The organism is Exiguobacterium sp. KKT215, from assembly GCF_055635335.1.
In genome coordinates, this window is sequence record NZ_CM145756.1 from 2511578 (window position 1) to 2535000 (window position 23423).

Sequence of the window (23423 nt, forward strand, 5' to 3'; positions counted from 1 at the left end):
CCTCACGCTTTTTCGATTGGGGCAAACTTGGCGAGCAGGCGCTTGATGCCGACGGCCGGGAAAGCGATATCGAGCTCGAGCTGATCGCCTTCGCCACGCGTCTGAACGACCGTGCCTTGTCCCCATTTCTTATGATTGGCCTTGTCCCCAACGTTCCAACCGATTGATTCGGCGCCGGACGACTGGGCAAGTTTTGGTTTCGGTTTCGAGCTGAAGCCGTTCACAGGAAGTTTCCCCGGCGACTCGACTGGATTCCATGGCATCGGCTTCTTCGCTTTGCCCGATCGCTCCAAGAGCGTCTCTGGCAACTCGTGCAAGAAGCGCGACTCCGGGTTGTTTTGGAAACGCCCGTACAACATGCGGGACTGGGCCCGTGTCAAATAGAGACGCTTCTCGGCCCGCGTGATGCCGACGTACGCGAGACGGCGTTCTTCTTCCATCTCTTCCGGGTCGTTCAAGGCACGGCTGTGCGGGAACAACCCTTCTTCCATCCCAATCAAGAAGACGACCGGGAACTCAAGTCCCTTGGCCGAGTGTAGCGTCATGAGTGTGACTTGATGTAACTCGTCGACTTCTTCGAGCGTGTCGAGGTCCGAGACGAGCGTCAAATCGGTCAAAAAGGCGACGAGTGTCTGCTCGTCACTCTCTTTCTCAAAATTTTGGGCGACCGAGAGGAACTCTTGCAAGTTCTCAAGGCGGCTCTCGGCTTCGAGCGTCTTCTCGATTTTGAGCATCTCTTCGTAGCCTGACTTCTTCAACACTTCTTCAATCAATTCCGAGATGGACAAGTAGTCGGCCATTTGACGCAAATCGACCATCAATTGACGGAACTCGGCGAGCTTCGTCGCTGTGCGCGGCGCAATGCCCGACAGTTCGATGTCACGAATCGCTTCCATGAGCGACACGCCTTGCATCCCGGCGAAGTCGCCGAGCTTATCGACCGTCGCGGCGCCGATGCCGCGCTTCGGTTCGTTGACGACACGGACGAATGAGATGTCCTCGTCTGGGTTGGCGATTAAGCGCAAATACGCCAAGATATCCTTGATTTCTTTTCGTTCATAGAACTTCGTCCCGCCGACCATCTTATACGGGATGTTCGACTTGAGGAGCATTTCCTCGAGTCCGCGCGATTGGGCGTTCGTCCGGTACAGGACGGCCATCTCGCCGTAATCGATGCCTTCTTGGCGGAGCTCCTTCATCTGATTGATGATGAAGAACGCTTCATCCCGGTCATCCGAGGCGACATGCAAGAGGAGTTTCTCGCCTTCGACGTTCTCGGTCCAGAGCTGCTTGTCTTTTCGACCCGAGTTGTTTTGAATGACACCGTTCGCCGCTTCCAAAATCCGCTTCGTCGACCGATAGTTTTGTTCGAGCAAGATGACGTGCGCGCTCGGATAATCCTTCTCGAACGTCAAGATGTTGGCGATGTCGGCGCCGCGCCAGCGATAAATCGACTGATCAGAGTCACCGACGACACACAAGTTCTCATGCGCCTGCGCGAGCAGCTTGACGAGCGTGTATTGGGCCCGGTTCGTATCTTGATACTCGTCGACGTGGATGTATTGGAACTTCTTCTGATAAAACGCGAGCACGTCCGGCGCTTCTTGGAACAACTGAATCGCCTTCATGATCAAGTCGTCAAAGTCGAGCACGTTGTTCTGCTTCAATTTCTTCTCATACGCCGTGTAGACGTCCGAGATGACTTTCTCGTACGGGTTGTTGCCGACGAGTGCGGCCGCATCTTGCGGCGTGCGGAGCTCGTTCTTATGGTTCGAAATCATACCGAGGAGCGTCCGCGGCTCATATTTTTTCGGGTCAAGGTTCAACTCTTTAAGCACTTGTTTGATGGCCGTCAACTGATCGGACGAGTCGAGAATCGAGAAGTTCCGGTCATAACGGATGCGATCGATGTCACGCCGCAAAATCCGGACACACATCGAGTGGAACGTCGAAATCCAAATATCGTCCGCGACGCCACCGACGAGGCGGGCGATCCGGTCTTTCATCTCGCGAGCCGCTTTGTTCGTGAACGTAATGGCGAGAATGTTCCACGGCGCGATTTGTTTCGACGCCATCAAGTAGGCGACGCGATGCGTCAAGACACGTGTTTTCCCAGACCCTGCCCCGGCCATGATGAGCAACGGGCCGTCCGTATATTTGACCGCCTCCGCTTGCGGAGGGTTCATGCCTTTGACTAATTCTTCACTCAAGTTATACATAATCGTTTCCTTTCCCTATCCAAACATTTGTTCTTATTTTATCGGAGTGCCGCGACAGTCGCAAGCGCTCCTTCGAAATTGTCATAAATCACATTGCCGACGACGATCGTATTCACGTGTTCAGCCATCACCCGGGCCGACTCGTATCCGGTGATACCGCCCCCATAAAACAGATGGGCATCCGGCACGGCCAGCCGCACTTCTTGGACGAGCTCGACCGATCCGAACGTGCCGCTATACTCCACATACAAGGAAGGCAGGTGGAACAAGCGATGTCCCGCTTCCGCATAGGCGATGGCTGTCTCGATGGACAAATCGGTCTTCGCCTCGGTCACGTGGGCCACTTTCGCATCTGGATTCAAAACGATATACCCTTGTCCGGTCACATCCGCATGAAACAAGTGTCCGTATCGTTCGAACGCTCTCGTTTGATGACCGATGACCCAGTCCACGGTGCCCGCGTTCAAGACGGTCGGAATGAAATAGTGGTCGAAGCCTCGAATCACTTGCTCGGGATGGCTCATCTCGAGCGCGAGCGGGATGCCGCATCCTTCGAGACGAGTATAGAGCGCGAACGTGTTTTCCGCGTCGACCCCGTCCGTCCCACCGATGAGGAAAGCGTCCGTGCCCGAACGGATGAGCGCTGCGAGCGCCGAATCATCGAGCGGTTTATTCGGATCAAGTTTAAAGACGTGGCGCCACGATTGAAAATCCATTCGGCTTCCCCCCCATTCGATACCTTCTCTAGTGTAGCGATTTTTCCCGTCGCTTGCATCTGTTGAACAAAAAAAGACTTGCCGAGGCAAGTCTCAAGCACGTCTGGCGTGCGTCTTTTGTTCGCGGGCCGTCATCCATTTGGCGACGACGAGTGCGAACAGTCCGTAAACCGGGATGAACCAGAGCGGATTGGCCAAAAAGAAGCCGAGCACTGGAATCTCGAGTAACGGTGAATCTGGCGAGCAGAGCGCCGTTCCGTTCACGACCGCGATGAACGGTAAGACCGGGACGGCGAACACGTAACCAAAGTTGATCCAAAAAGCCTTCATGATCTGAGCTCCTTAGCCTAAGATGATTGATTCTTTCGGATAGTTGTACATCCGTTTCGGCTGTCTCCGCTGCAAAATCAAGATGAAGGCGATGACACCGATTCGACCGATGAACATTAAAATCGTGAGTACCCATTTTCCGACGTTACTGAACTCTGCCGACAGACCGACCGACAAGCCGGTCGTTCCGAACGCCGAGCACGCCTCGAACAAGATGCGGGTAAGCGATGCGTCTTCAAAGAAGGTGAGCACCATGACCCCCGTGAGCAGGACAGCGAGTGACACCGTGATGATGACGAACGCTTTCCAAATATCCTCGAGCACAATCTCGCGCCCGAAAATTTTGATGGACGAGTCCCCGCGAATGAACGCGACGACCCCGAGCACGGCGACGGCGAACGTCGTCGTCCGAATCCCCCCGCCGACCGAGGACGGGGACGCCCCGATGAACATCAGAATCGATAACAATAACATACTGCCTTCCGAGAACAGGTTGACGTCTACCGTCGTCAAGCCCCCGTTTCGCGTCGTCACGGACTGGAACAAGGAATCCGAGAGCGCGAGCCAGAGCGGTAAACCTTTGAACGCGTTATTATATTCAAATAGAAACAAGCCGACGGTCCCGACCGCGATCAATCCGAAGAACGTGGATACCGTCAATTTCGTGAACAACGAGAAGCGGCGCGGGAAATTCTCACGTTTCCGTATAATCCGGTTCGTCAAATAGGTGCGAATCTCGACGAGGACCGGGAACCCGATGGCGCCACCGGTCATGAGCGCGATTTGCGTAAAGATGACGAACGGGTCTTCCCGGAACGGCGCGAGCGAACTGCCGGTGATATCGAACCCCGCGTTCGTCGTCGCACTGATCGAACCGAACAGCCCTTGCAGGAACGCCTCTCTGGCCGTATCAAAGTAATTTAAGTAATGGATTCCGAGCATGATTGCCCCAATCGCTTCAATCGTGATAACGGTGATGACAATTTCCGCAATATACTTCACGATTCCAGACATCGACGTCTGGTTCTGGTCCCGTAAAATCAGCTGACGCTCACGAAAGCCAATCCGCTTTCCGAGCAAAATCCACATGATGACGTGCAAACTGATCAGACCGACCCCGCTCACTTGAACGATGAACAGGATAATGAACAGCCCGAACGTCGAAAACGTATCCGTCACGACGATTGGCGTTAAGCCGGTGACGCTGACACAACTGACCGCAAAAAAGACGAGATCGGTGAATGTGATCGTGACACCCGGCTGTCGCGCAATCGGTAAGGCGAGCAGAATGACAGACAACACGACCGCCGCGCTGTAAATCAACACGAGTGTCTGGACCGGTGTCAGATTCCGGAAGAACAGCTGTAAATTTCGTTTCATAAACTTGTCTTGCATCTCGCCCCTCCTCTCCCATCAAAAACAAGATGACTCTTACGAGTCACCTTCTGATTGTTTTAGACGTTCAAGGGCAAGATCATAACCGCCAGACCCGTAGTTCAAGCAACGCTTGACGCGGGAAATGGTGGCTGTCGAAGCACCTGTCGCTTCTTCAATTTTATGATATGTGCTACCTTCACGAATTTGACGGGCTACTTCAAGCCGTTGGGCGAGCGCCTGTACTTCGTTCACGGTCGCTAAATCTTCAAATAGTTGATAACAATCTTCGAGTGTATCGAGCTTCAAAATCGCCTCAAACAGCTGATCGAGCTCTCGTCCTCGTAATTTATCGAGTTGCATCCGCAAGCATCCTCTCTCATCGTACTTCTTTATCATTCTAAAGCACGACCGGCTCGGACTCAACTGTTCATCGTAAAATCGCCGGAAATAGTATTTGTTTCTTCATTACTTCGTAAATCCCGAGCGGTGTGGCCCGCACATATGGCAAGTGCGTCGACGCCAAGAACAAGAGCGTATAAATCGGGTCTTCGAACTTGTACCCACGGGTGAGTAGCTCGGCCCGCAACCCTTCTTCTTGGACAATCAACCGTTCGACCGGCTCCTTCGACGTCATGCCACAGAGCGGGAGCGGGATTTCCGCGATCACCTCACCGCGGTCGACAAGGACGATGCCGCCGCCAAGTTCCTTCATCCGCTCGAAAGCCGTCAACATGTCTTGTTTGCATTTCCCAAGAATCAAATAGTCACCGCTAATCGAATACGAACTGACGAGGCCTCCGAAGTCGTTGGCGAATCCTTTCAGCACCGTATTGAGCCGCCATTTCCCTTCTTTATCGAGCAGCATGAGGAACGACTCGTCCCCGTCACGTGGCAGCTCATCTTGTCCGGTATCGTGCGTGATTTTGAACAGCTTCATGATGACCGAGTTGACCATGTCGAGCCCGACCGGCATGCTGAACGATAAGTCGTTCGGCGTCAGTTCGATGTCGACGTTCGTCGACGGCATCAAGGCAAGCGCCGCATCGACGAGCTCGTTCGGAAATTCGGACGTCCCGTCCCGATAAATCCATTGCCCTTTGGCAATGACAGCGCTCGGGCGTGGCTCATCAACCGCATCCAAAATATTGAGATGGGCGATGCGTCCCGGCGCAATCGAACCGAGGACGTGATCGAGCCCGAAGTGTCGCGCCACGTTCAACGAGACGATGCGGTATGCTTCAATTGGAGGCAAACCCGCCTCAATCATGATTTTCACGAGCGCGTCTTGTAACCCGTCTTGATAAAATCCTGGCGTCGACCCGTCTGTCGTGACCATCACATGATCGAACGCCTCGAGTCCGGCGTCGAGCAGACCACGGATGAGTCCCGGAAGGTCAGGACGAATGGAAGAGTGACGGAGTGTTGTCGTATAGCCGTGTTCGAGCCGGCAGAGCGCTTCTTCGGCCGTCATCGCTTCATGGTCGCTGTGAACACCCATCAACGCCATCTTCGTCAACGTCTTCGCCGAAGCCCCTGGGAAGTGTCCTTCGACCGGGAGACCGCACGTCTCCGCATCGAGCATCCACTGAAGCATCTCGTCATCACCTTTTAACGTCCGTGGCCAGGCCGTCAATTCTCCGGCCATGATGACGTCCGGGTGATTGAACCAAGCGTGAATCCGCTCGGAGTCGACGAGAACGCTGTCACGGTCAAGTTCGGTCTGCGTATCGAGACGCGCCCACCAGTACGTGCTCGTCGGAAGCTGTTGCATCGCTTCCAGTTGCGCAAACGCTTGCTCCTTATTTTGTAAAAAAAGAAGCATGTTGTCATTCACGAGCGTTGTCGTCCCCCGCTCACCTGCATACTTCGACAGCGTCGCCGGATTATATAGTTGGAATGGATGCGCGTGCGGCTCGATATAGCCCGGCACGATGTATTTCCCTGACATATCCACCGTCTCGACGGCGGCTTTCGGTACATCTGGCCCGACATAGACGATTCGGTCATGCTCAATCCATATGTTTGCTTGTTTCCACTGCTTCACGTACATATTTAAGTATGTGGCATTCGTCAATACGAGCGAAGGTGGTCTGACTTGGCTCACGACTTCTAATTGTGACCGAATCATCGCTTTAGACCACGGTGCCCGCGCCGATCGTTTTGGTGGCATCGAACCCAATCCTCCCTTAATCGCCTCGCCATTATTATTAGAAAATAATTTTGTAAGCGTTTTCTTTCATCTGATTCAAGTTTACCTTTTCTCTGAAAGGCTCGCAAGCTATGTTGCCCATTGTAACGGAATTCACATGAAATTCACACAAATAAAGACGTCTCCCACGGGAGACGCCTTCACCAATCGTACATCGTGACCGTCTTTTTCAAATAATGCTCGAGTTGAGCGAGCGGAACGGGCTTGCTGTAATGATAGCCTTGAATGAGGGAGCTGCTATGTTCGAGCACGAAGGCGAGCTGTTCCGGACGTTCGACTCCTTCGGTGACGATATCGAGCCCGAGCGTGTGGAACGTCTGATATAACCCTTCGAGCAACGCCCGGTCGAACGTGTTCTCCGGAATCCCTTTGACGAAATTCTGGTCGATTTTAATCAAATCGAGTTGGAGCGACTGTAAAAACGACAGCGACGACGTGCCGACCCCGAAGTCATCGAGCGAGATTTTGACGCCGATGGCCTTGAGCGATTGAATGAACTGCTGAAGTTCATATAAATTGCCGCCGACCTCGCTCTCGGTGATTTCGACATGGAGACGGTGAGGGTCAAACCTCGAACTCATCAACACTCGTTCTAATGAAGCTAAAAACGAACCGTCGGCGATTTGGCGCTTCGACACGTTAATCGATAGGAACAAGTGATGTCGTTCCACGTGGTCTTTCATCTCTGTGACCGCTTGTTCGAGCACCCAACGACCCAAATCAGAGATGAGACCGAGCTGTTCGGCAACAGGGATGAACAGTCCAGGTGAGATTTGACCTTTCGTCGGATGGTTCCAACGAATGAGCGCCTCGACGCCACGTACGGCAAACGGTCGCGGCGACACGATCGGTTGATAATACAGTTCGAATTCATCATGTTCGAGCGCATGGCGCAAGTCACGCTCCATCTCGAGCGTCTGTAAGTAGTGGCTTCCATCCTCGATTTCTTGGAACGTGAGCACTCGATTCTTTCCTGACAGTTTTGCCTCATGAATGACGACATCGAGCCGTCCCATCATCATCTCGTACGTATGGTGCGGTTCGGCACAAGTGAACACATCGATACCGATTGTCGCCGCCATCCCCTTCACCCCGTTGACTTCGGCCCAATCCTTCAAGTCTTTGATCAAACGCCGGGCGACCGGCTGCAATTGTTCGAGCGTCCAGCTTGGGTGGACGAACATGAATTCATCGGCACCGATTCGGGCGACAAATCCGTCTTCTTTATAAAAGTTGAGTCGGGAAGCGATATAAATCAGGACGGCGTCGCCTGTCCGGTGTCCGTACTGGTCGTTGATGCGCCGGAAATCGTCCAAGTCCAAACCGAGCACACCGATTTGATTTTGTTTGCCACGTACGTTCGAGAAGTAGTCCTCAAGCGCGAGCCGGTTCGGAAGCAACGTCAACGCGTCACGAAACGCCCGGTCAATCACTTCGGCACGTGTGTCTTCGAGTGCCGCGAGCACTTCATTCATGCTCGTCGCCATCTGTTCAATCTCGTCGTGGCTCTTCGCATCACGACTGAGCCGGAGCCGGCTATCCCGTTCGAGTGTAATCACTTTCAACTCACTGACGATTTCCATGAGACGTCGAATCACGACCCGGTGAATCGTCCACAGCAACGAAAAGAAGAGACCGAGCCCAAGGACGACGAGGGCTATTATCCCGAGTCGCAACATCGCCACCGTATTTTCATAATGTGTTTGTTCGACGGTGAATTTGACCTCGAAATCGGACTGTTGAAACACAGTGCCAAGCGGAATCACGACGTCGGTCCCCGCATCGCCATCCGTGATGACCGTCTGATTTTGACGCGCAGGTTGAATCGTCAATGGAATTTTCGTCTGGGTGCTCATGTCCGCCAGAAATGCCGGGTCGACGAACTCGAGCATGACGAGCGTACCTTGACTTGGACCACTACTATCACTTCGTAAAATCGGGTGACTGACGTACAGCGTCGGACCGAAATCACTCGCATAGATGCCGTTTTGCGTATCTTCCTGATCGCTTAATCGAGAAGTGACCGCCTTGATGAGCGTTTGTTGATCAGTTTTTGACAACGTCGTGCTCGCTGAACGGAACGACGAGTAGAACGCTTCTCCGTCCCGGTCCAAATAGACGATGGCGTTGACGCTCAAGTTTTCAAGCGATTCCTCGCTAATGTTACTTTGGACATAGGAGGCGTTCCGTCGTTGAACGAACGTGTAGGTGTCATTCCAGACGGCCCAATCGACGAGTGTGCGCTCGAGCGTATGCTTCCGATTGGCGAGCGTCTCTGACACGCTCGCGACTTGACTCTCGACCGTCTGCCGATCTTGTTCCATGCTCTTCTCGATAAAATAAGGGCGGACCCCAAAAAAGATGACTCCGACAAACACGACTATATTCACGGCCACCGCAATCATGAGCTTCGTCCGAATGCGCACGTCGACCACCTTCTTCCTTCAATCTACTCCATTATTGTAGAGCAGGAAGCGTGAATTCCCTTCTTTTCGCATGAAAAAAAGGACGGGTTGACCCATCCTTTAAAAAATACGTGCCAACGCCCGTCCCCCGATGTCTCGACGGTAAAACGTCTGTGGCAAATCAAGTTGTTCGAGTGCCGTATAGACGGCATATTTCGCTTCGAGCAAGGTCGGTTTTGTCGACGTGAGCACGAACAAGCGTCCCCCGTTGCCGACGATGTCCGCCCCGTCACGGGTCGTGCCCGCATGGAACACGAGCACATCGTCTCGTAAGTCACCGAAGCCTGATAGTACCTGTCCGGTCGTCGCTCGATCAGGATAGCCTTCTGCCGCGACGACGACTCCAATCGTATAGCCTTCCACCCATTCAATCGGATACGTTTTTTGGTCCACGACCGCCTCGATGACGTCGAGGAGAGGAGATGCCAAGTTCGGGAGAATGACCTCGGTCTCGGGATCGCCGAACCGAGCGTTGAACTCGATCACTTTCGGGCCATCCGCCGTCAAGATAAGACCTGCATACAAGAACCCTTCGAACGGAGTGCCTCGTTCGACCATCGTCCGCGCGAGCGGGAAGAGCACGCGCTCGACCGCTTCCGTGTACACGGCATCGTCGAGATGAGGCATCGGGCTATATGCGCCCATGCCACCCGTATTCGGCCCTTTGTCGCCGTCAAACGCACGTTTGTGATCTTGTGACGTGATCATCGGGATGACGTGCTCGCCTGAGACGAACGCCATGAGCGAGAACTCTTCCCCGTCTAAAAACTCTTCGATGACGACACGGGACTGATCCCCGAACTTATCGGTGCCGAAGATGTCGTGAATCGCCGCCCGCGCCTCATCGAGTGTGAACGCGACGGTCACGCCTTTCCCGGCAGCGAGTCCGTCCGCTTTGACGACGAGCGGGGCTTCCGACTGATCGATATGACGTAGCGCCGACGCTGCGTCGGTAAACGTATCATATCCCGCTGTCGGAATATTTGCTTCGCGCATCACTTCTTTGGCGAAGGCTTTACTACCCTCGAGGAGCGCTGCCGCTTTCGTCGGTCCGAAGATGTGTTGACCTTCTGCTTGGAACGTATCGACGACTCCGGCCATCAGGGCCGATTCGGGGCCGACAATCGTCCAATCGATTTCTTCGCGCTTCGCAAACCCAACAAGGGCCGAAACATCCGTCTCTTCAATCGGCACGCAGGTCACACCATCCATATTGAGATTGCCCGGGGCGACGAACACCTCATGTCCGTCTTGTCCCAGTTTCCAGGCGAGCGCGTGTTCACGGCCGCCACGTCCAATGACGAGTACGTTCATCTTATCGCTCCTCTCAATGTTTGAAGTGTCGAACTGACGTGAACACCATCGTGATGCCGTGACGGTTCGCCGCTTCGATCGACTCTTCGTCACGAATCGATCCGCCCGGTTGAATGATGGCCGTGATCCCGGCCGCAGCCGCAGCCTCGACCGTATCGCCCATCGGGAAGAACGCATCGCTACCGAGAGCGGCCCCTTGAGCACGTTCCCCTGCTTGTTCGAAAGCGATTTTCGCCGCGCCGACGCGGTTCATCTGTCCCGCACCGATACCGATTGTCGTCTCGTCTTTGGCGACGACGATGGCGTTGGATTTCACGTGTTTCACGACACGCCACGCAAGTTTCAAATCTTCCCATTCAGACGCCGTCGGACGACGATCCGTCACGATTTGGCATGACGCATCATCGAGTGTGACGTCGTCCTCATCTTGTACGAGGAGACCGCCCGCGACGGCTGTCAAGCGCATCCCTGTCATCTGGCCCATGTCGAGCGTCAATAACCGAAGATTCTTTTTCTCTTTCAATCGGTCAAGTGCTGCCTCACTAAAGGATGGCGCGATGATGATTTCTAGGAAGATGTTGCGGAGCGCCTCTGCCGTTTCCACATCGACTTCACGGTTCAAGGCGACGATGCCTCCAAAAATCGAGACCGGATCGGCCGCATGGGCTCTTGAGAACGCCTGGCTGATTGTCTGTCCGACAGCGACACCGCACGGGTTCATATGTTTGACGACGACCGCTGCCGGCTCCGTCAATTCGCTGAGCGCCTCGAGCGCCGCATTCGTATCTTGGATATTGTTATATGAGAGTTCTTTGCCGTGCAGTTGCTTCGCGTTCGCGAGCGTCATCCCGTGATAGAGCGGCGTCTTATAAAACGCTGCCTGCTGGTGCGGGTTTTCCCCGTAACGGAGGTCTTGTACTTTCTCATACGTGACCGTGAGCTGTTCCGGGAACGTCTCGCCGATCTGCTGCCCTAAATAGTCGGCAATCAAGGCGTCATACGCCGCCGTGTGACGGAACGCTTTTGTCGCAAGACGTTGACGTGTTTCGAACGTCGTCCCGCCGGCACGAACCGCTTCGGCCACATGACCGTAGTCGGCCGGATCAACGACGACCGTCACGCTGGCATGGTTTTTCGCGGCTGAACGGAGCATGCTCGGTCCACCGATATCGATATTTTCAATCGCTTCTTCATACGTCGCATTCTCTTTCGCAATCGTCTCTTTGAACGGGTATAAGTTGACGACGACATAGTCGATTGGCTCGATGTCGTGGTCTCTCATCTGTTCGACGTGCGAGTCCAAATCGCGGCGCCCGAGCAGGCCACCGTGAACGAGCGGATGGAGCGTCTTCACGCGTCCGTCGAGCATCTCTGGGAACGACGTCACTGCTGAGATGTTTTTTACCGGAAGGCCGGCCGCGATGAGCGCTGCTTCCGTCCCGCCTGTCGAAATGAGTTCGATGCCCGCTTCATGCAACGCCTGCGCGAGCTCGACGATTCCTGTTTTATCTGACACACTCAGTAATGCTCTCACTTGAAAACCTCCTGTTGGATAAACACTTGTTGTAGTACGCGCGGATAGAGCTGATGCTCGACCGCTTGGATGCGTCTTGCCGCTTCGGCCGCATCACAGCCTGCGATAGCGACGTCTTGTTGGGCGATGATTGGTCCCGTGTCCATCCCGGCATCTACGTAATGAACCGTGACCCCGCTCGTCGGCACATTCGCCGCGAGCGCCTGACCGATGGCGTCTTTTCCAGGGAACGCCGGTAAGAGCGACGGATGGATGTTGATGATTTGCTTTGGATACGCGGTAAGCAGCACGTCCCCAATCAACCGCATATACCCGGCCAAGACAATATAGTCGGCGCCGAGTGCCTGTAGTAGGACTAGTATTTCTTGTTCGAATTCCGCTTTTGAGGCGTACGTCTTCGGTTCGAACGAGAAGGTCGGGATGTTGAACCGATCGGCCCGCTCGAGTACTTTCGCTTCTGGTTTGTCCGTGACGAGCAGGACGCATTCCCCTGACAAGTCGCCTCGGTCAATGGCTTGCCAAATCGCTTCGGCGTTGCTACCGGACCCGGAGGCGAAGATGGCAAACTTTTTCACTGGTCGACCCCCATGATGCGGACACCCGGTTTGGCATCGACTTTCCCGATGCGATGCGACGTCTCTCCGGCGCGCTCGAGCGCAGCTTCGACAGCTTCGACATCTTCAGGACGGACTGCGATCATGAAGCCGATACCCATATTGAACACGTTGAACATCTCTTGTTTCGAGACGTGCCCGACTTGTTCGAGCCAGTCGAACACGGGCAGGCTCGGCCAATTCGATGCGTCGAATGTGACACCGAGGCCTTCCGGCAGCATGCGTGGCACGTTCTCGTAAAAACCGCCGCCCGTGATATGGGCCATGCCTTGGACACGCCCCGTCGCGATGGCCGCTTTCGCCGCCTCGGAATAGATGCGCGTCGGCAACAAAAGGGCGTTCCCGAGCGTCGTGTCGAGCATGGCGATCTCATCAGTGTAGGCGAGCCCTTGAGATTCGACGATATGGCGGACGAGCGAGAATCCGTTTGAATGGACACCCGATGATGCGAGTCCGAGGACGATGTCCCCCGCTTCAATCGTCCGTCCATCGATCAGTGCTTCCTTCTCGACGACACCGACGGCGAATCCGGCGATGTCATATTCGCCGTCCGGATACATCCCCGGCATCTCGGCCGTCTCGCCTCCAACGAGGGCACAGCCCGCTTGGACACAGCCTTCGGCGACTCCTGCGACGATGCGCTCAAGTTTGGCCGGTTCCGCTTTTCCGGTCGCGATATAGTCTAAGAAATAAAGCGGTTCGGCCCCGTGGACGAGACAGTCATTGACACACATCGCCACACAGTCAATTCCAATCGTATCATGTTGGTCGAGCGCGAACGCGAGTTTGAGTTTCGTGCCGACCCCATCCGTTCCGCTGACGAGAATCGGATGTTTCAACTGCATCGAGCCAAGGTCAATCATCGCACCAAAACTACCGAGCCCGGTCATCACTTCTGGACGCATCGTCCGTGCAACGTGACGCTTCATACGTGATACTGCCTCATAACCTGCCTCTAAATTCACACCCGCTTGTTCATATCTTAAACTCATCGTCAGTCCCCCTCAAGCTTTTGTCTCTGTTACAAGTTCCGCCAGTTCAGTTGGATAAAGTCCGGTGAAGCAAGCGGCGCACTGCCCGCGCAAGTTCCCTTCGAACGGCCGGTCGATTGCTTCGACCGTCCCATCCAATGTGAGGAACGCCAGTGAATCGGCCCCAATCTCTTCTTTAATCTCTTCGATGGATTTGGTGGCCGCAATCAACTCTTCCTTTGATGATGTATCGATGCCGTAATAGCACGGATGCTTGATCGGTGGTGACGTGATGCGCACATGCACTTCGGTCGCCCCGGCTTCACGGAGCAGTTTGACGATGCGTCGGCTCGTCGTCCCGCGAACGATTGAGTCGTCGACCATGATGACCCGCTTACCGCTCACGACACCTCGCAACGCCGACAGTTTCATCTTGACGCCGCGCTCCCGTAACTCTTGCGACGGTTGAATGAACGTCCGGCCGACGTATCGGTTTTTGATGAGTCCCATCTCGTACGGAATCCCGCTCGCCTCGGCGTAGCCGATGGCTGCTGAAATACTCGAATCAGGGACGCCGGTGACGACGTCCGCTTCGACCGGTGCCTCGTCGAACATCTTTTTCCCCATCGCCTTACGGGCCGTGTGCACGTTGACGCCATCGATGATCGAGTCCGGCCGCGAGAAGTAGATGTATTCCATTGAACACATCGCGCGGACCGAGGCCTCGCTGTACCGCTCCGATACAATCCCGTCTTGCGTGATCATAAGGAGTTCCCCTGGCTCGACATCACGTACGTACGTCGCCCCCACGACGTCGAACGCACATGTCTCTGAGGCGAATACGTAGGCTCCGTCCTCGGTCTGGCCGAGCGAGAGCGGACGTAATCCGTGAACATCGACGCCGACGTAGAGCGCGTCTTCCGTCAAGAAGAGGAAGGCGAACGCTCCGACGAGACGAGCCAAGCTATCCGCGATTCGTTCTTTCATCGAGTTGCCTCGGCTCCGCTTAATCAAGTGGGCGACGACTTCCGTGTCCGATGTCGTCTGAAAAATCGCACCTTCCGCTTCGAGCATATGTTTCAACTCGTTGGCGTTGACGAGATTCCCGTTGTGCGCCATCGCCAAATCGCCCGTGAGCGACTTGAAGTGGAGCGGTTGGACGTTCTCGAGCGTGTTGCCGCCTGCCGTCGAATAACGGACATGACCGATGGCGTGGTGCCCGGTCAATGCATCGAGCGACGGTTCGTCGAACACTTCAGCGACGAGTCCGAGCCCGCGTTTGGCGTGCAAGCGCTCCCCGTCAGCCGTGACGATGCCTGTCCCTTCTTGTCCCCGGTGTTGCAGGCTGTGGAGGCCGTAGTAGGCGAGGTGTGACGCTTCGTGGTGATTAAATACCCCGAATACCCCGCACTCCTCGTTCATGCCTCGGATGTCATATAACATGGAATAGCTCCTTCCCATACCCGTTCAAGTTCCGTGACGTCCATTTCGATTAGGCGGTCGCTCGCACGCACCGTCAATTGTGGCGTGTCTGTCACCTGTCCGATGCGTGTCGCCTTCGTCAACTTCGCGAACGCATCGGCTTGATGTGGCGCGACTGTGACGAGGAACCGTGACTGTGATTCGCTGAAAAGTGTCGTCACGAGATCTGTGTCGACTGTGACGTCTGCGCCGAAGCCCGTGCCGAACACGAGTTCAGGGAGTGCTGCGGCGAGTCCACCTTCCGATACGTCGTGGGCCGCCGTGACAAGTGCTTCCCGGATTGCTGCGAGGAGCGCTTGTTGCTGACGGCTCTCCGTCTCCAGGTCAAGCGTCGGCGCCTGTCCGCTCACTTGACCGTCTTGCAACATTTGAAGCGCACTGCCACCGAACTCAGGTTTCGTCTCCCCGAGCAAGAAGATGATGTCGCCTGCTGCTTTCGCGAACGACGTCGTGATATGTTCTGGCTTGTCGATCAAGCCGACCATGCCGACGACCGGCGTCGGATAAATCGCCGTCCCGTTCGACTCATTGTAAAGCGAAACGTTCCCGCCGATGACCGGTGTGTCGAGGGCACGGCACGCTTCGGCCATCCCTTCGACAGCTTGATCGAGCTGCCAGAACCCTTCTGGCTTGTCCGGGCTACCGAAGTTCAAGCAGTCCGTGAGGGCGAGCGGTGTGGCGCCGCTGGCGACGATGTTGCGCGCTGCCTCTGCGACCGCGATGGCACCACCGACACGCGGGTCGAGGTACACGTATTTGGCGTTGCAGTCCGTCGTCATCGCGAGCGCTTTGTCTGTGTCGCGAATGCGGATAACGGCCGCGTCACTTCCTGGTGCAACGACGGTTGATGTTTGGACCATATGGTCGTATTGCTCATACACCCAACGTTTCGAGGCAATCGTCGGCATGGCAAGCACGTCTTTCCATGTCGTGAGTACGTCCGTGACGACCGGTTGGACCGGTGCCATCGCTTGGAACGTCTCATAATATGCCGGTACTTTCGACGGCTTATGGTAGACCGGTGCGTCTTCTGCGAGCGCGTCGACCGGTACTTCGGCTGCGACTTCCCCTTGATGGAGAAGACGGAGCACTTTTTCTTCGATGACGACACCGACTTTGATCGCATGAAGTCCCCACTTCGTGACGATTGCTTCGATTTCATCTTCATGCCCTGCCTTGACGACGAGAAGCATCCGCTCTTGTGACTCGGACAACATCATCTCGTAAGGCGTCATGTCAGCCTCGCGTTGTGGGACGAGGTCGAGGTTCATCTCGATGCCCATGCCTGCCTTCGATGCCATCTCGGCCGAAGACGACGTGAGACCAGCCGCTCCCATGTCTTGGATCCCGACGAGGTCTGGGTGCTTAATGACTTCCAAACACGCCTCAATCAACAGTTTCTCCATGAATGGGTCCCCGACTTGGACGGCCGGGCGTTTCTCGTCCGCATCCTCACCGAGTTCTTCCGAGGCGAACGTCGCCCCGTGAATGCCGTCGCGTCCTGTCGTTGCGCCGACGTACATGACCGAGTTGCCGACACCTTCGGCAATCCCTTTTTGAATGTCTTCATGGCGAATGAGTCCGACGCACATCGCGTTGACGAGCGGGTTGCCGGCATAGGCCGGGTCGAACGCGACTTCCCCACCGACCGTCGGGATGCCGACACAGTTGCCGTAACCGGCGATGCCGGAGACGACGTGGCCGAAAAGATGTTTCACACGTGATTCGTTCAAATCTCCGAAGCGGAGCGAGTTGAGGAGTGCGACCGGTCGCGCGCCCATCGAGAAGATGTCGCGGATAATCCCGCCGACACCTGTCGCCGCACCTTGGTACGGCTCAATCGCCGATGGATGGTTATGGCTCTCGATTTTGAATGCGACGGCCTGGCCATCGCCAATGTCGACGATGCCGGCACCTTCCCCAGGTCCTTGAAGGACGTGTTTCCCAGTAGTCGGGAATTTCCGGAGGACAGGCTTCGAGTTTTTGTACGAACAGTGTTCAGACCACATGACCGAGAATAACCCGATCTCTGTGTAATTCGGCTCACGACCGAGCAGTGAGACGACGAGCGCGTATTCCTCATCGGTCAAGCCCATCGTGGCGTAAAGTCGCTCTTCACGGATGTGTGTTGCTGTCGGTTCAGTTGTAAGTAGCATGTCGAGTCCCCCATTTCACCATCGAAGTGAATAATCGTTTGCCATCTTCCCCGCCTAAGAGTGCTTCGACCGCTCGTTCCGGGTGTGGCATCATTCCGAGTACGTTACCTTGTACGTTCGTGATTCCTGCGATATTCGCGACCGATCCATTCGGATTGTCGGTATACGTGAAGGCGATTTGCCCGTTCGCACGGAGCGTCTCGAGTGTCGCCTCGTCACAGTAGTAGTTGCCTTCCCCGTGCGCGATTGGGACTTGAATCGTCTCCCCGAGCTCATAATCGTTCGTGAACATCGTCTCGTTCGTTTCGACTTTCAATTCGACTGTCTTGCACATGAACTTCAAATCACGGTTGCGCATCAATACGCCCGGTAGGAGTCCCGCTTCGACGAGCACTTGGAATCCGTTACAGACGCCGAGCACTGGACGCCCTTCTTCGGCGAATCGTTTCACTTCGTTCATAATCGGTGAGAACTGGGCGATGGCACCACAGCGCAAGTAGTCCCCGTATGAGAAACCGCCTGGTAGGAGCACACCATCGTACCCATCAAGCGACGTTTCCGTATGGAACACATAGTCCGCTTCTTCGCCGAGGACATCTTTTACGGCATGATACATGTCGAGGTCACAGTTCGATCCGGGGAAGACGATGACAGCGAATTTCATGCGAGTACCCCCATCTCGATTCGATAGTTCTCGATAACCGTGTTGACGAGCAACTTCTCACACATGTCACGCACCATCGCTTCGGTCGTCTCATCTGCCACTTGAAGCTCGATGACTTTCCCGATGCGTACCGACTCTACCCCTGTAAAACCGAGATGTTCGAGCCCACCTTTTACGGCGACGCCTTGTGGATCCAGTACACTTTCACGTAATGTCACGTACACGTTTACTTTTTTCATCGGTCCATTCCCCCTATGCGTGTTAACAGTTGGCTGTATGTGTCTGTCAGAGATCCAAGGTCTCTGCGGAAAACGTCTTTATCGAGCTTTTGTTTCGTCTCTTTGTCCCAAAGCCGGCACGTGTCTGGTGAGATTTCATCGGCAAGGATGATCGTGCCATCGACTTTACCGAACTCAAGTTTGAAATCGATTAAATCGATGCCATGTTCATTGAAGAAATCGAGCAACACATCGTTGACCCACAGACCAAGTTGTCGCAATGTTTCGACTTCTTTGTGTGTGGCAACTTGCAGTAAACGGATATGATCCTCCGTTAAGAGTGGATCTCCGAGTGCGTCATCTTTATAGTAAAACTCGACAATCGGTGACAGGAGCGGTGTCCCTTCTTCCCAACCGAGTCGTTTGGCAAGGCTTCCGGCGGCGACGTTGCGAACGACGACCTCGAGCGGAATGATATCGACACGGCGCACGAGCTGCTCGCGATCCGATAGTCGCTTAATGAAATGCGTCGGAATCTTGTTATCGTGCATGAGTTCGAACAAGCGCGTCGTGATGGCATTGTTCAACACGCCTTTGCCGGCGATTGATTCTTTCTTCTCCCCGTTAAATGCTGTCGCGTCGTCTTTATAATAAACGCGGAGCACACCCTGTTCTTCAGTCTCAAATAACGCTTTCGCTTTACCTTCGTAAATTGCTTCCATCTGTATCGTCCCCCTTAAAAGTGAGAGGGGCATGAAGCCCCTCAACGATCACAAACCACAGCGTTCAAAAATAACATCGACACGGCGCACGTGATGGCTCGGGTCGAATAGGTCGTCGAGCTCGTCACTCGTGAAGAGTGCGCCCATCTCGGCGTCTTGTTCAATCAAGGTGCGGAACATCGTCTCTTCTTCCCACGCTTGCATCGCCTTCGGTTGAACGGCATCATAAGCGGCTTCGCGCGACCATCCTTTTTCAATCAACGCGAGCAAGATGCGTTGGGAGAAGATAATGCCAAACGTCCGGTCCATGTTCCGGCGCATATTATCCGGGAAGACCGTCAAGTTCTTCACGATATTGCCAAAGCGGTTCAACATGTAGTTGAGGAGACTCGTCGCATCCGGAAGAATGATCCGTTCTGCTGAGGAGTGTGAGATGTCACGTTCATGCCAGAGTGGGACGTTCTCATACGCCGTCACCATATGACCGCGAATGACACGGGCCAGGCCGGTCATGTTCTCTGAACCGATCGGGTTACGTTTATGCGGCATTGCTGACGATCCTTTTTGTCCTTTGGCGAAGAATTCTTCGACCTCACGTGTCTCTGTCTTTTGGAGGCCGCGAATCTCTGTCGCCATCTTCTCAATCGATGTGGCGATTAACGCGAGCGTGGACATGTATTCGGCGTGACGGTCACGTTGTAACGTCTGCGTCGAAATCGGTGCTGCTTGAATCCCTAATTTGTCACACACATACGATTCGATGAATGGATCAATGTTTGCGAACGTACCGACCGCACCACTCATCTTACCGAATTCAATCGTCTCGCGGGCTGCCATGAACCGTTTCTTGTTGCGCTTCATCTCTTCGTACCAAAGGGCGAGCTTCAATCCGAACGTCGTCGGTTCTGCGTGGACACCGTGTGTACGGCCCATCATGATGTCATACTTATGTGCTCTAGCTTTTTCAGCGAGGATGTCGATGAAACGGTCGATGTCAGCTTCTAAAATATCGTTCGCTTGCTTAATCAAGTACGATAAGGCCGTATCGACGACGTCTGTCGAAGTCAGTCCGTAATGCACCCACTTCTTCTCTTCACCGAGTGTCTCTGAGACGGCACGGGTGAATGCGATGACGTCATGACGTGTCTCTTGCTCGATTTCAAGGATGCGTTCGACATCAAACGATGCCTTGTCCCATAAGACGGCGACATCTTCCTTCGGGATGATACCAAGTTCGCTCCACGCCTCGCAGGCGTACAGCTCTACTTGGAGCCATGCCTCAAATTTATTCTGGTCTGTCCAAATCGCCGCCATCTCAGGACGGGTATAACGTGAAATCATAAAACGGTCTCCTTCCAAATTGCCAATTGTTCGATGGTCTGAAGCGCTTCTTTGACGGAAGCAGCAATCACGTTCAAATGTCCCATTTTCCGCCCCTGCTTCGCTTCTTCTTTCCCATACAAATGTAGTTTAACATTCGACGGTAACGTTTGCGGGTTCAGCTCGTCCATATGTTCGCCTAACAGGTTGACCATGACGATTGGTGTGTAAAGCGTCGTTCGCCCAAGCTTCATCCCGGTGATTGCCCGAATGTGTTGCTCGAACTGTGATGTCTCACAGGCATCAATCGTGTAATGCCCTGAGTTGTGAGGGCGTGGCGCAAGTTCATTCACGTACAATGAACCGTCTTCCATAATGAACAACTCAACCGCAAGCGTACCAATCAGTCCGATGTGGTCAGCGAGTTGGAGGGCCAAATGACGCGCCTCCTCTAAAATATCAGGCTCCACTCGTGCCGGTACAATCGAAAGATATAAAATATTGTTTCGATGAATGTTCTCGCTGATGGGGAACGTCGTCGTCTCGTGCGTCCCTCTCGTCACGATAACAGAGATTTCTTTTTTAAAAGGAAGCCAAGCTTCGGCCACATATTCCGTCTCTTCGAACTGATCTGTGAACGAGCTTACGTCTTGTTCTGAACGTATTACCGTTTGACCTTTACCGTCATAACCAAAACGGCACGTCTTAATCACAAACGGAAAACCTAACACGTCTCTTGCTCGAATGACATCACGGACGGAACGGACTGGAACGTACGGTGCGACTTGAAGACCTGCCCCTTCAATCATTTGTTTTTCAAAGATTCGATGCTGTGTCGCCTTCAAGACATCCATCCCTTGAGGACATTTGTCAGCAATGGCCTCAATCATCGCTGTATCAATGTTCTCAAATTCATAGGTGATGACGTCTGAACGATGTGCAAGTTCACGTGCTGCCGTTACGTCGTCAAATGCGGCGACGATGCTTGGTGCAACCTGAGCGGCGGGCGCGTTTGCGTTTGGATCGAGGCTTAGCGTTTCGTACCCCATAGCACTCGCACTGAGAGACATCATGCGACCTAACTGACCTCCACCTAAAATGCCGATTCTCATTAGATTAGTTCCTCCGTCGCTTGAAGTGCCATATCGCGCTTCGCTTGGCGATATGTATCTAGGCGTTCAACCAGTGCGGGGAATTGCAGGCTGAGGATTTGAACGGCGAGTAGGGCCGCGTTCGTCGCCCCGGCACGTCCGATAGCGACCGTTGCCACTGGTACTCCTGCAGGCATTTGAACAATCGAGAGCAAGGAATCAAGTCCATTTAACGCTTTAGATTGAACAGGCACTCCGATGACAGGAAGCGTTGTTTTCGCTGCGACCATTCCCGGTAAATGGGCTGCTCCTCCTGCGCCTGCAATGATGACTTGTATGCCTCTCGCACGGGCCTCTTCAGCATATTCAAACATTAAGTCCGGCGTCCGATGTGCCGAGACAACTTGTTTTTCATATGGAATACTCAATTCTTCTAGGATGTCACAAGCATGGCGCATCGTTTCCCAATCAGACGAGCTACCCATGATCACACCTACTGTTGCCTTCATTCAAATGTCCCCCTTAAATAAAGAAATCCCTAAACCGAATAACCAGTTTAGGGTATAGGCCACGACAAAAAAATGTCGACTATACCCCATAGTCTGATCAGAATCGGCGATCAGGTAGAAACTTGCGAGCCATTTCCTCGCGATTATATGGAGCACTATTTAATTTGTTATTAACTCACACGCCTATCGTACCTTGTTCTTTCAAAACATGTCAACAAACTGCGAACAATTTAATTGTCTGAATATTTATCGTTCGTCTTTAGTGGTGTTAAAATACAAAAAAACCGCCACGCATTCGTGACGGTTTGGCATTATGATTCGAGAGCAACGCACTCAAACAAAATCGATTGATGGGAATGTACAGGTTCGTCTTTGGTTCCCGTTTGTTCAAAGACAGGCTTTTCAATCCTACGTACCGGGCGATACCCCATTTGAGCAATTCGATTTAAACAGTCATCGATTGTCTCGTTTGGCTCGACGTATACTTTGATTTTTTTGGCCATCTGTTCTTCCTCTCTTTCATTTGAATCACGATATAAATAAAAAAAGCGGCGGCCCTTGAGCGAATGCTCCAGAACCACCGTTTGCCTGGCGACGTCCTATCCTCACAGGGGGAGACCCCCAACTACTTTCGGCGCTGAAGTGCTTAACTTCCGTGTTCGGCATGGGAACGGGTGTGACCACTTCGCCATCGCCACCAGACATAGAGAGATCGTTCTCTCAAAACTGAAGACTCATCAATTCATACAAACCATTAGACTAGATCAAAGCCTCGACCGATTAGTATCATTCAGCTCCACACGTCGCCGTGCTTCCACCCATGACCTATCTACCTCATCGTCTCTGAGGGGTCTTTCTTGATTGCTCAAAGGGAAATCTCATCTCGGAGGGGGCTTCATGCTTAGATGCTTTCAGCACTTATCCCGTCCGCACGTAGCTACCCAGCGATGCTCCTGGCGGAACAACTGGTACACCAGCGGTGCGTCCATCCCGGTCCTCTCGTACTAAGGACAGCTCTCCTCAAATTTCCTGCGCCCACGACGGATAGGGACCGAACTGTCTCACGACGTTCTGAACCCAGCTCGCGTACCGCTTTAATGGGCGAACAGCCCAACCCTTGGGACCTACTCCAGCCCCAGGATGCGATGAGCCGACATCGAGGTGCCAAACCTCCCCGTCGATGTGGACTCTTGGGGGAGATCAGCCTGTTATCCCCAGGGTAGCTTTTATCCGTTGAGCGATGGCCCTTCCATGCGGAACCACCGGATCACTAAGCCCGACTTTCGTCCCTGCTCGACTTGTAGGTCTCGCAGTCAAGCTCCCTTCTGCCTTTGCACTCTTCGAATGATTTCCAACCATTCTGAGGGAACCTTTGGGCGCCTCCGTTACTGTTTAGGAGGCGACCGCCCCAGTCAAACTACCCACCTGACACGGTCCTCCAGCCGGATCACGGCTGCGAGTTAGAGACTCTATACGCAAAGGGTGGTATCCCAAGGGTGTCTCCACCGAAGC

Annotated in this window: 20 protein-coding genes, 2 rRNA genes and 1 riboswitch (1 of these 23 cut by a window edge); all 22 genes read right to left on the reverse strand. The window is 54.0% G+C overall.

The features are described from left to right. Positions 1–2: 2 nt before the first annotated feature. Complete coding sequence (gene pcrA, locus ACZ2GZ_RS13050) at positions 3–2219, reverse strand: DNA helicase PcrA (RefSeq protein ID WP_021065208.1); 2217 nt, start codon at positions 2217–2219, stop codon at positions 3–5. Positions 2220–2257: 38 nt separating this feature from the next. Further along, positions 2258–2935 carry a heptaprenylglyceryl phosphate synthase gene (gene pcrB / locus ACZ2GZ_RS13055; protein ID WP_131472920.1) on the reverse strand — a complete coding sequence of 226 codons (678 nt, stop codon included), beginning with the start codon at positions 2933–2935 and terminating at the stop codon, positions 2258–2260. A gap of 93 nt (positions 2936–3028) precedes the next feature. Then, positions 3029–3265 carry a hypothetical protein gene (locus ACZ2GZ_RS13060; RefSeq protein WP_021065206.1) on the reverse strand — a complete coding sequence of 79 codons (237 nt, stop codon included), beginning with the start codon at positions 3263–3265 and terminating at the stop codon, positions 3029–3031. 12 nt (positions 3266–3277) lie between these two features. Further along, positions 3278–4660, reverse strand: a complete 1383-nt coding sequence (locus ACZ2GZ_RS13065; protein WP_214715608.1) for a TrkH family potassium uptake protein — start codon at positions 4658–4660, stop codon at positions 3278–3280. A 36-nt stretch (positions 4661–4696) separates the two neighbouring features. Further along, on the reverse strand, positions 4697–5002 hold the full coding sequence (locus ACZ2GZ_RS13070; RefSeq protein WP_021065204.1) for a YerC/YecD family TrpR-related protein: 306 nt from the start codon (positions 5000–5002) through the stop codon (positions 4697–4699). A gap of 67 nt (positions 5003–5069) precedes the next feature. After that, positions 5070–6812: an adenine deaminase C-terminal domain-containing protein gene (locus ACZ2GZ_RS13075; RefSeq protein ID WP_021065203.1), complete on the reverse strand. Its 1743-nt coding sequence runs from the start codon at positions 6810–6812 to the stop codon at positions 5070–5072. 179 nt (positions 6813–6991) lie between these two features. After that, positions 6992–9277, reverse strand: coding sequence for a bifunctional diguanylate cyclase/phosphodiesterase (locus ACZ2GZ_RS13080; protein WP_353048050.1), 2286 nt, complete (start codon positions 9275–9277; stop codon positions 6992–6994). A 99-nt stretch (positions 9278–9376) separates the two neighbouring features. Beyond that, on the reverse strand, positions 9377–10630 hold the full coding sequence (gene purD / locus ACZ2GZ_RS13085) for a phosphoribosylamine--glycine ligase (protein WP_029596111.1): 1254 nt from the start codon (positions 10628–10630) through the stop codon (positions 9377–9379). A 13-nt stretch (positions 10631–10643) separates the two neighbouring features. Then, positions 10644–12164, reverse strand: a complete 1521-nt coding sequence (gene purH / locus ACZ2GZ_RS13090; RefSeq protein ID WP_029596112.1) for a bifunctional phosphoribosylaminoimidazolecarboxamide formyltransferase/IMP cyclohydrolase — start codon at positions 12162–12164, stop codon at positions 10644–10646. Next, positions 12161–12739, reverse strand: a complete 579-nt coding sequence (gene purN / locus ACZ2GZ_RS13095; RefSeq protein ID WP_021065199.1) for a phosphoribosylglycinamide formyltransferase — start codon at positions 12737–12739, stop codon at positions 12161–12163. Before purN ends, purH begins: the two co-directional genes overlap by 4 nt. Then, positions 12736–13770, reverse strand: a complete 1035-nt coding sequence (gene purM / locus ACZ2GZ_RS13100) for a phosphoribosylformylglycinamidine cyclo-ligase (RefSeq protein ID WP_021065198.1) — start codon at positions 13768–13770, stop codon at positions 12736–12738. The genes purN and purM overlap by 4 nt, the downstream gene beginning before the upstream one ends. 12 nt (positions 13771–13782) lie before the next feature. Next, on the reverse strand, positions 13783–15192 hold the full coding sequence (purF, locus tag ACZ2GZ_RS13105; RefSeq protein ID WP_021065197.1) for an amidophosphoribosyltransferase: 1410 nt from the start codon (positions 15190–15192) through the stop codon (positions 13783–13785). Next, on the reverse strand, positions 15168–17387 hold the full coding sequence (purL, locus tag ACZ2GZ_RS13110) for a phosphoribosylformylglycinamidine synthase subunit PurL (protein ID WP_470295308.1): 2220 nt from the start codon (positions 17385–17387) through the stop codon (positions 15168–15170). Before purL ends, purF begins: the two co-directional genes overlap by 25 nt. After that, positions 17371–18051, reverse strand: coding sequence for a phosphoribosylformylglycinamidine synthase subunit PurQ (purQ, locus tag ACZ2GZ_RS13115; protein ID WP_029596116.1), 681 nt, complete (start codon positions 18049–18051; stop codon positions 17371–17373). Before purQ ends, purL begins: the two co-directional genes overlap by 17 nt. Next, the gene (gene purS, locus ACZ2GZ_RS13120; protein WP_021065194.1) at positions 18048–18290 is read right to left on the reverse strand and encodes a phosphoribosylformylglycinamidine synthase subunit PurS; all 243 of its coding nucleotides are present in this window, start codon (positions 18288–18290) and stop codon (positions 18048–18050) included. The genes purQ and purS overlap by 4 nt, the downstream gene beginning before the upstream one ends. Next, positions 18287–18991: a phosphoribosylaminoimidazolesuccinocarboxamide synthase gene (gene purC, locus ACZ2GZ_RS13125; protein WP_021065193.1), complete on the reverse strand. Its 705-nt coding sequence runs from the start codon at positions 18989–18991 to the stop codon at positions 18287–18289. The genes purS and purC overlap by 4 nt, the downstream gene beginning before the upstream one ends. Positions 18992–19039: 48 nt before the next feature. Beyond that, a complete protein-coding gene (gene purB, locus ACZ2GZ_RS13130; protein ID WP_021065192.1) occupies positions 19040–20332 on the reverse strand; it encodes an adenylosuccinate lyase in 1293 nt (430 codons plus the stop codon). Then, positions 20329–21423 (reverse strand): 5-(carboxyamino)imidazole ribonucleotide synthase, encoded by a 1095-nt coding sequence (gene purK / locus ACZ2GZ_RS13135; protein ID WP_029596118.1) that lies wholly within the window; start codon positions 21421–21423, stop codon positions 20329–20331. The genes purB and purK overlap by 4 nt, the downstream gene beginning before the upstream one ends. Next, positions 21423–21911, reverse strand: a complete 489-nt coding sequence (gene purE / locus ACZ2GZ_RS13140) for a 5-(carboxyamino)imidazole ribonucleotide mutase (protein WP_021065190.1) — start codon at positions 21909–21911, stop codon at positions 21423–21425. Before purE ends, purK begins: the two co-directional genes overlap by 1 nt. A gap of 69 nt (positions 21912–21980) precedes the next feature. Further along, positions 21981–22082, reverse strand: a riboswitch (purine riboswitch). Positions 22083–22222: 140 nt separating this feature from the next. After that, the gene (locus tag ACZ2GZ_RS13145; RefSeq protein WP_021065189.1) at positions 22223–22414 is read right to left on the reverse strand and encodes an NETI motif-containing protein; all 192 of its coding nucleotides are present in this window, start codon (positions 22412–22414) and stop codon (positions 22223–22225) included. 83 nt (positions 22415–22497) lie between these two features. Then, a 5S ribosomal RNA gene (rrf, locus tag ACZ2GZ_RS13150) occupies positions 22498–22613 on the reverse strand. Between the two features lie 58 nt (positions 22614–22671). After that, positions 22672–23423, reverse strand: a 23S ribosomal RNA gene (locus ACZ2GZ_RS13155); it runs 2162 nt beyond the window's last position.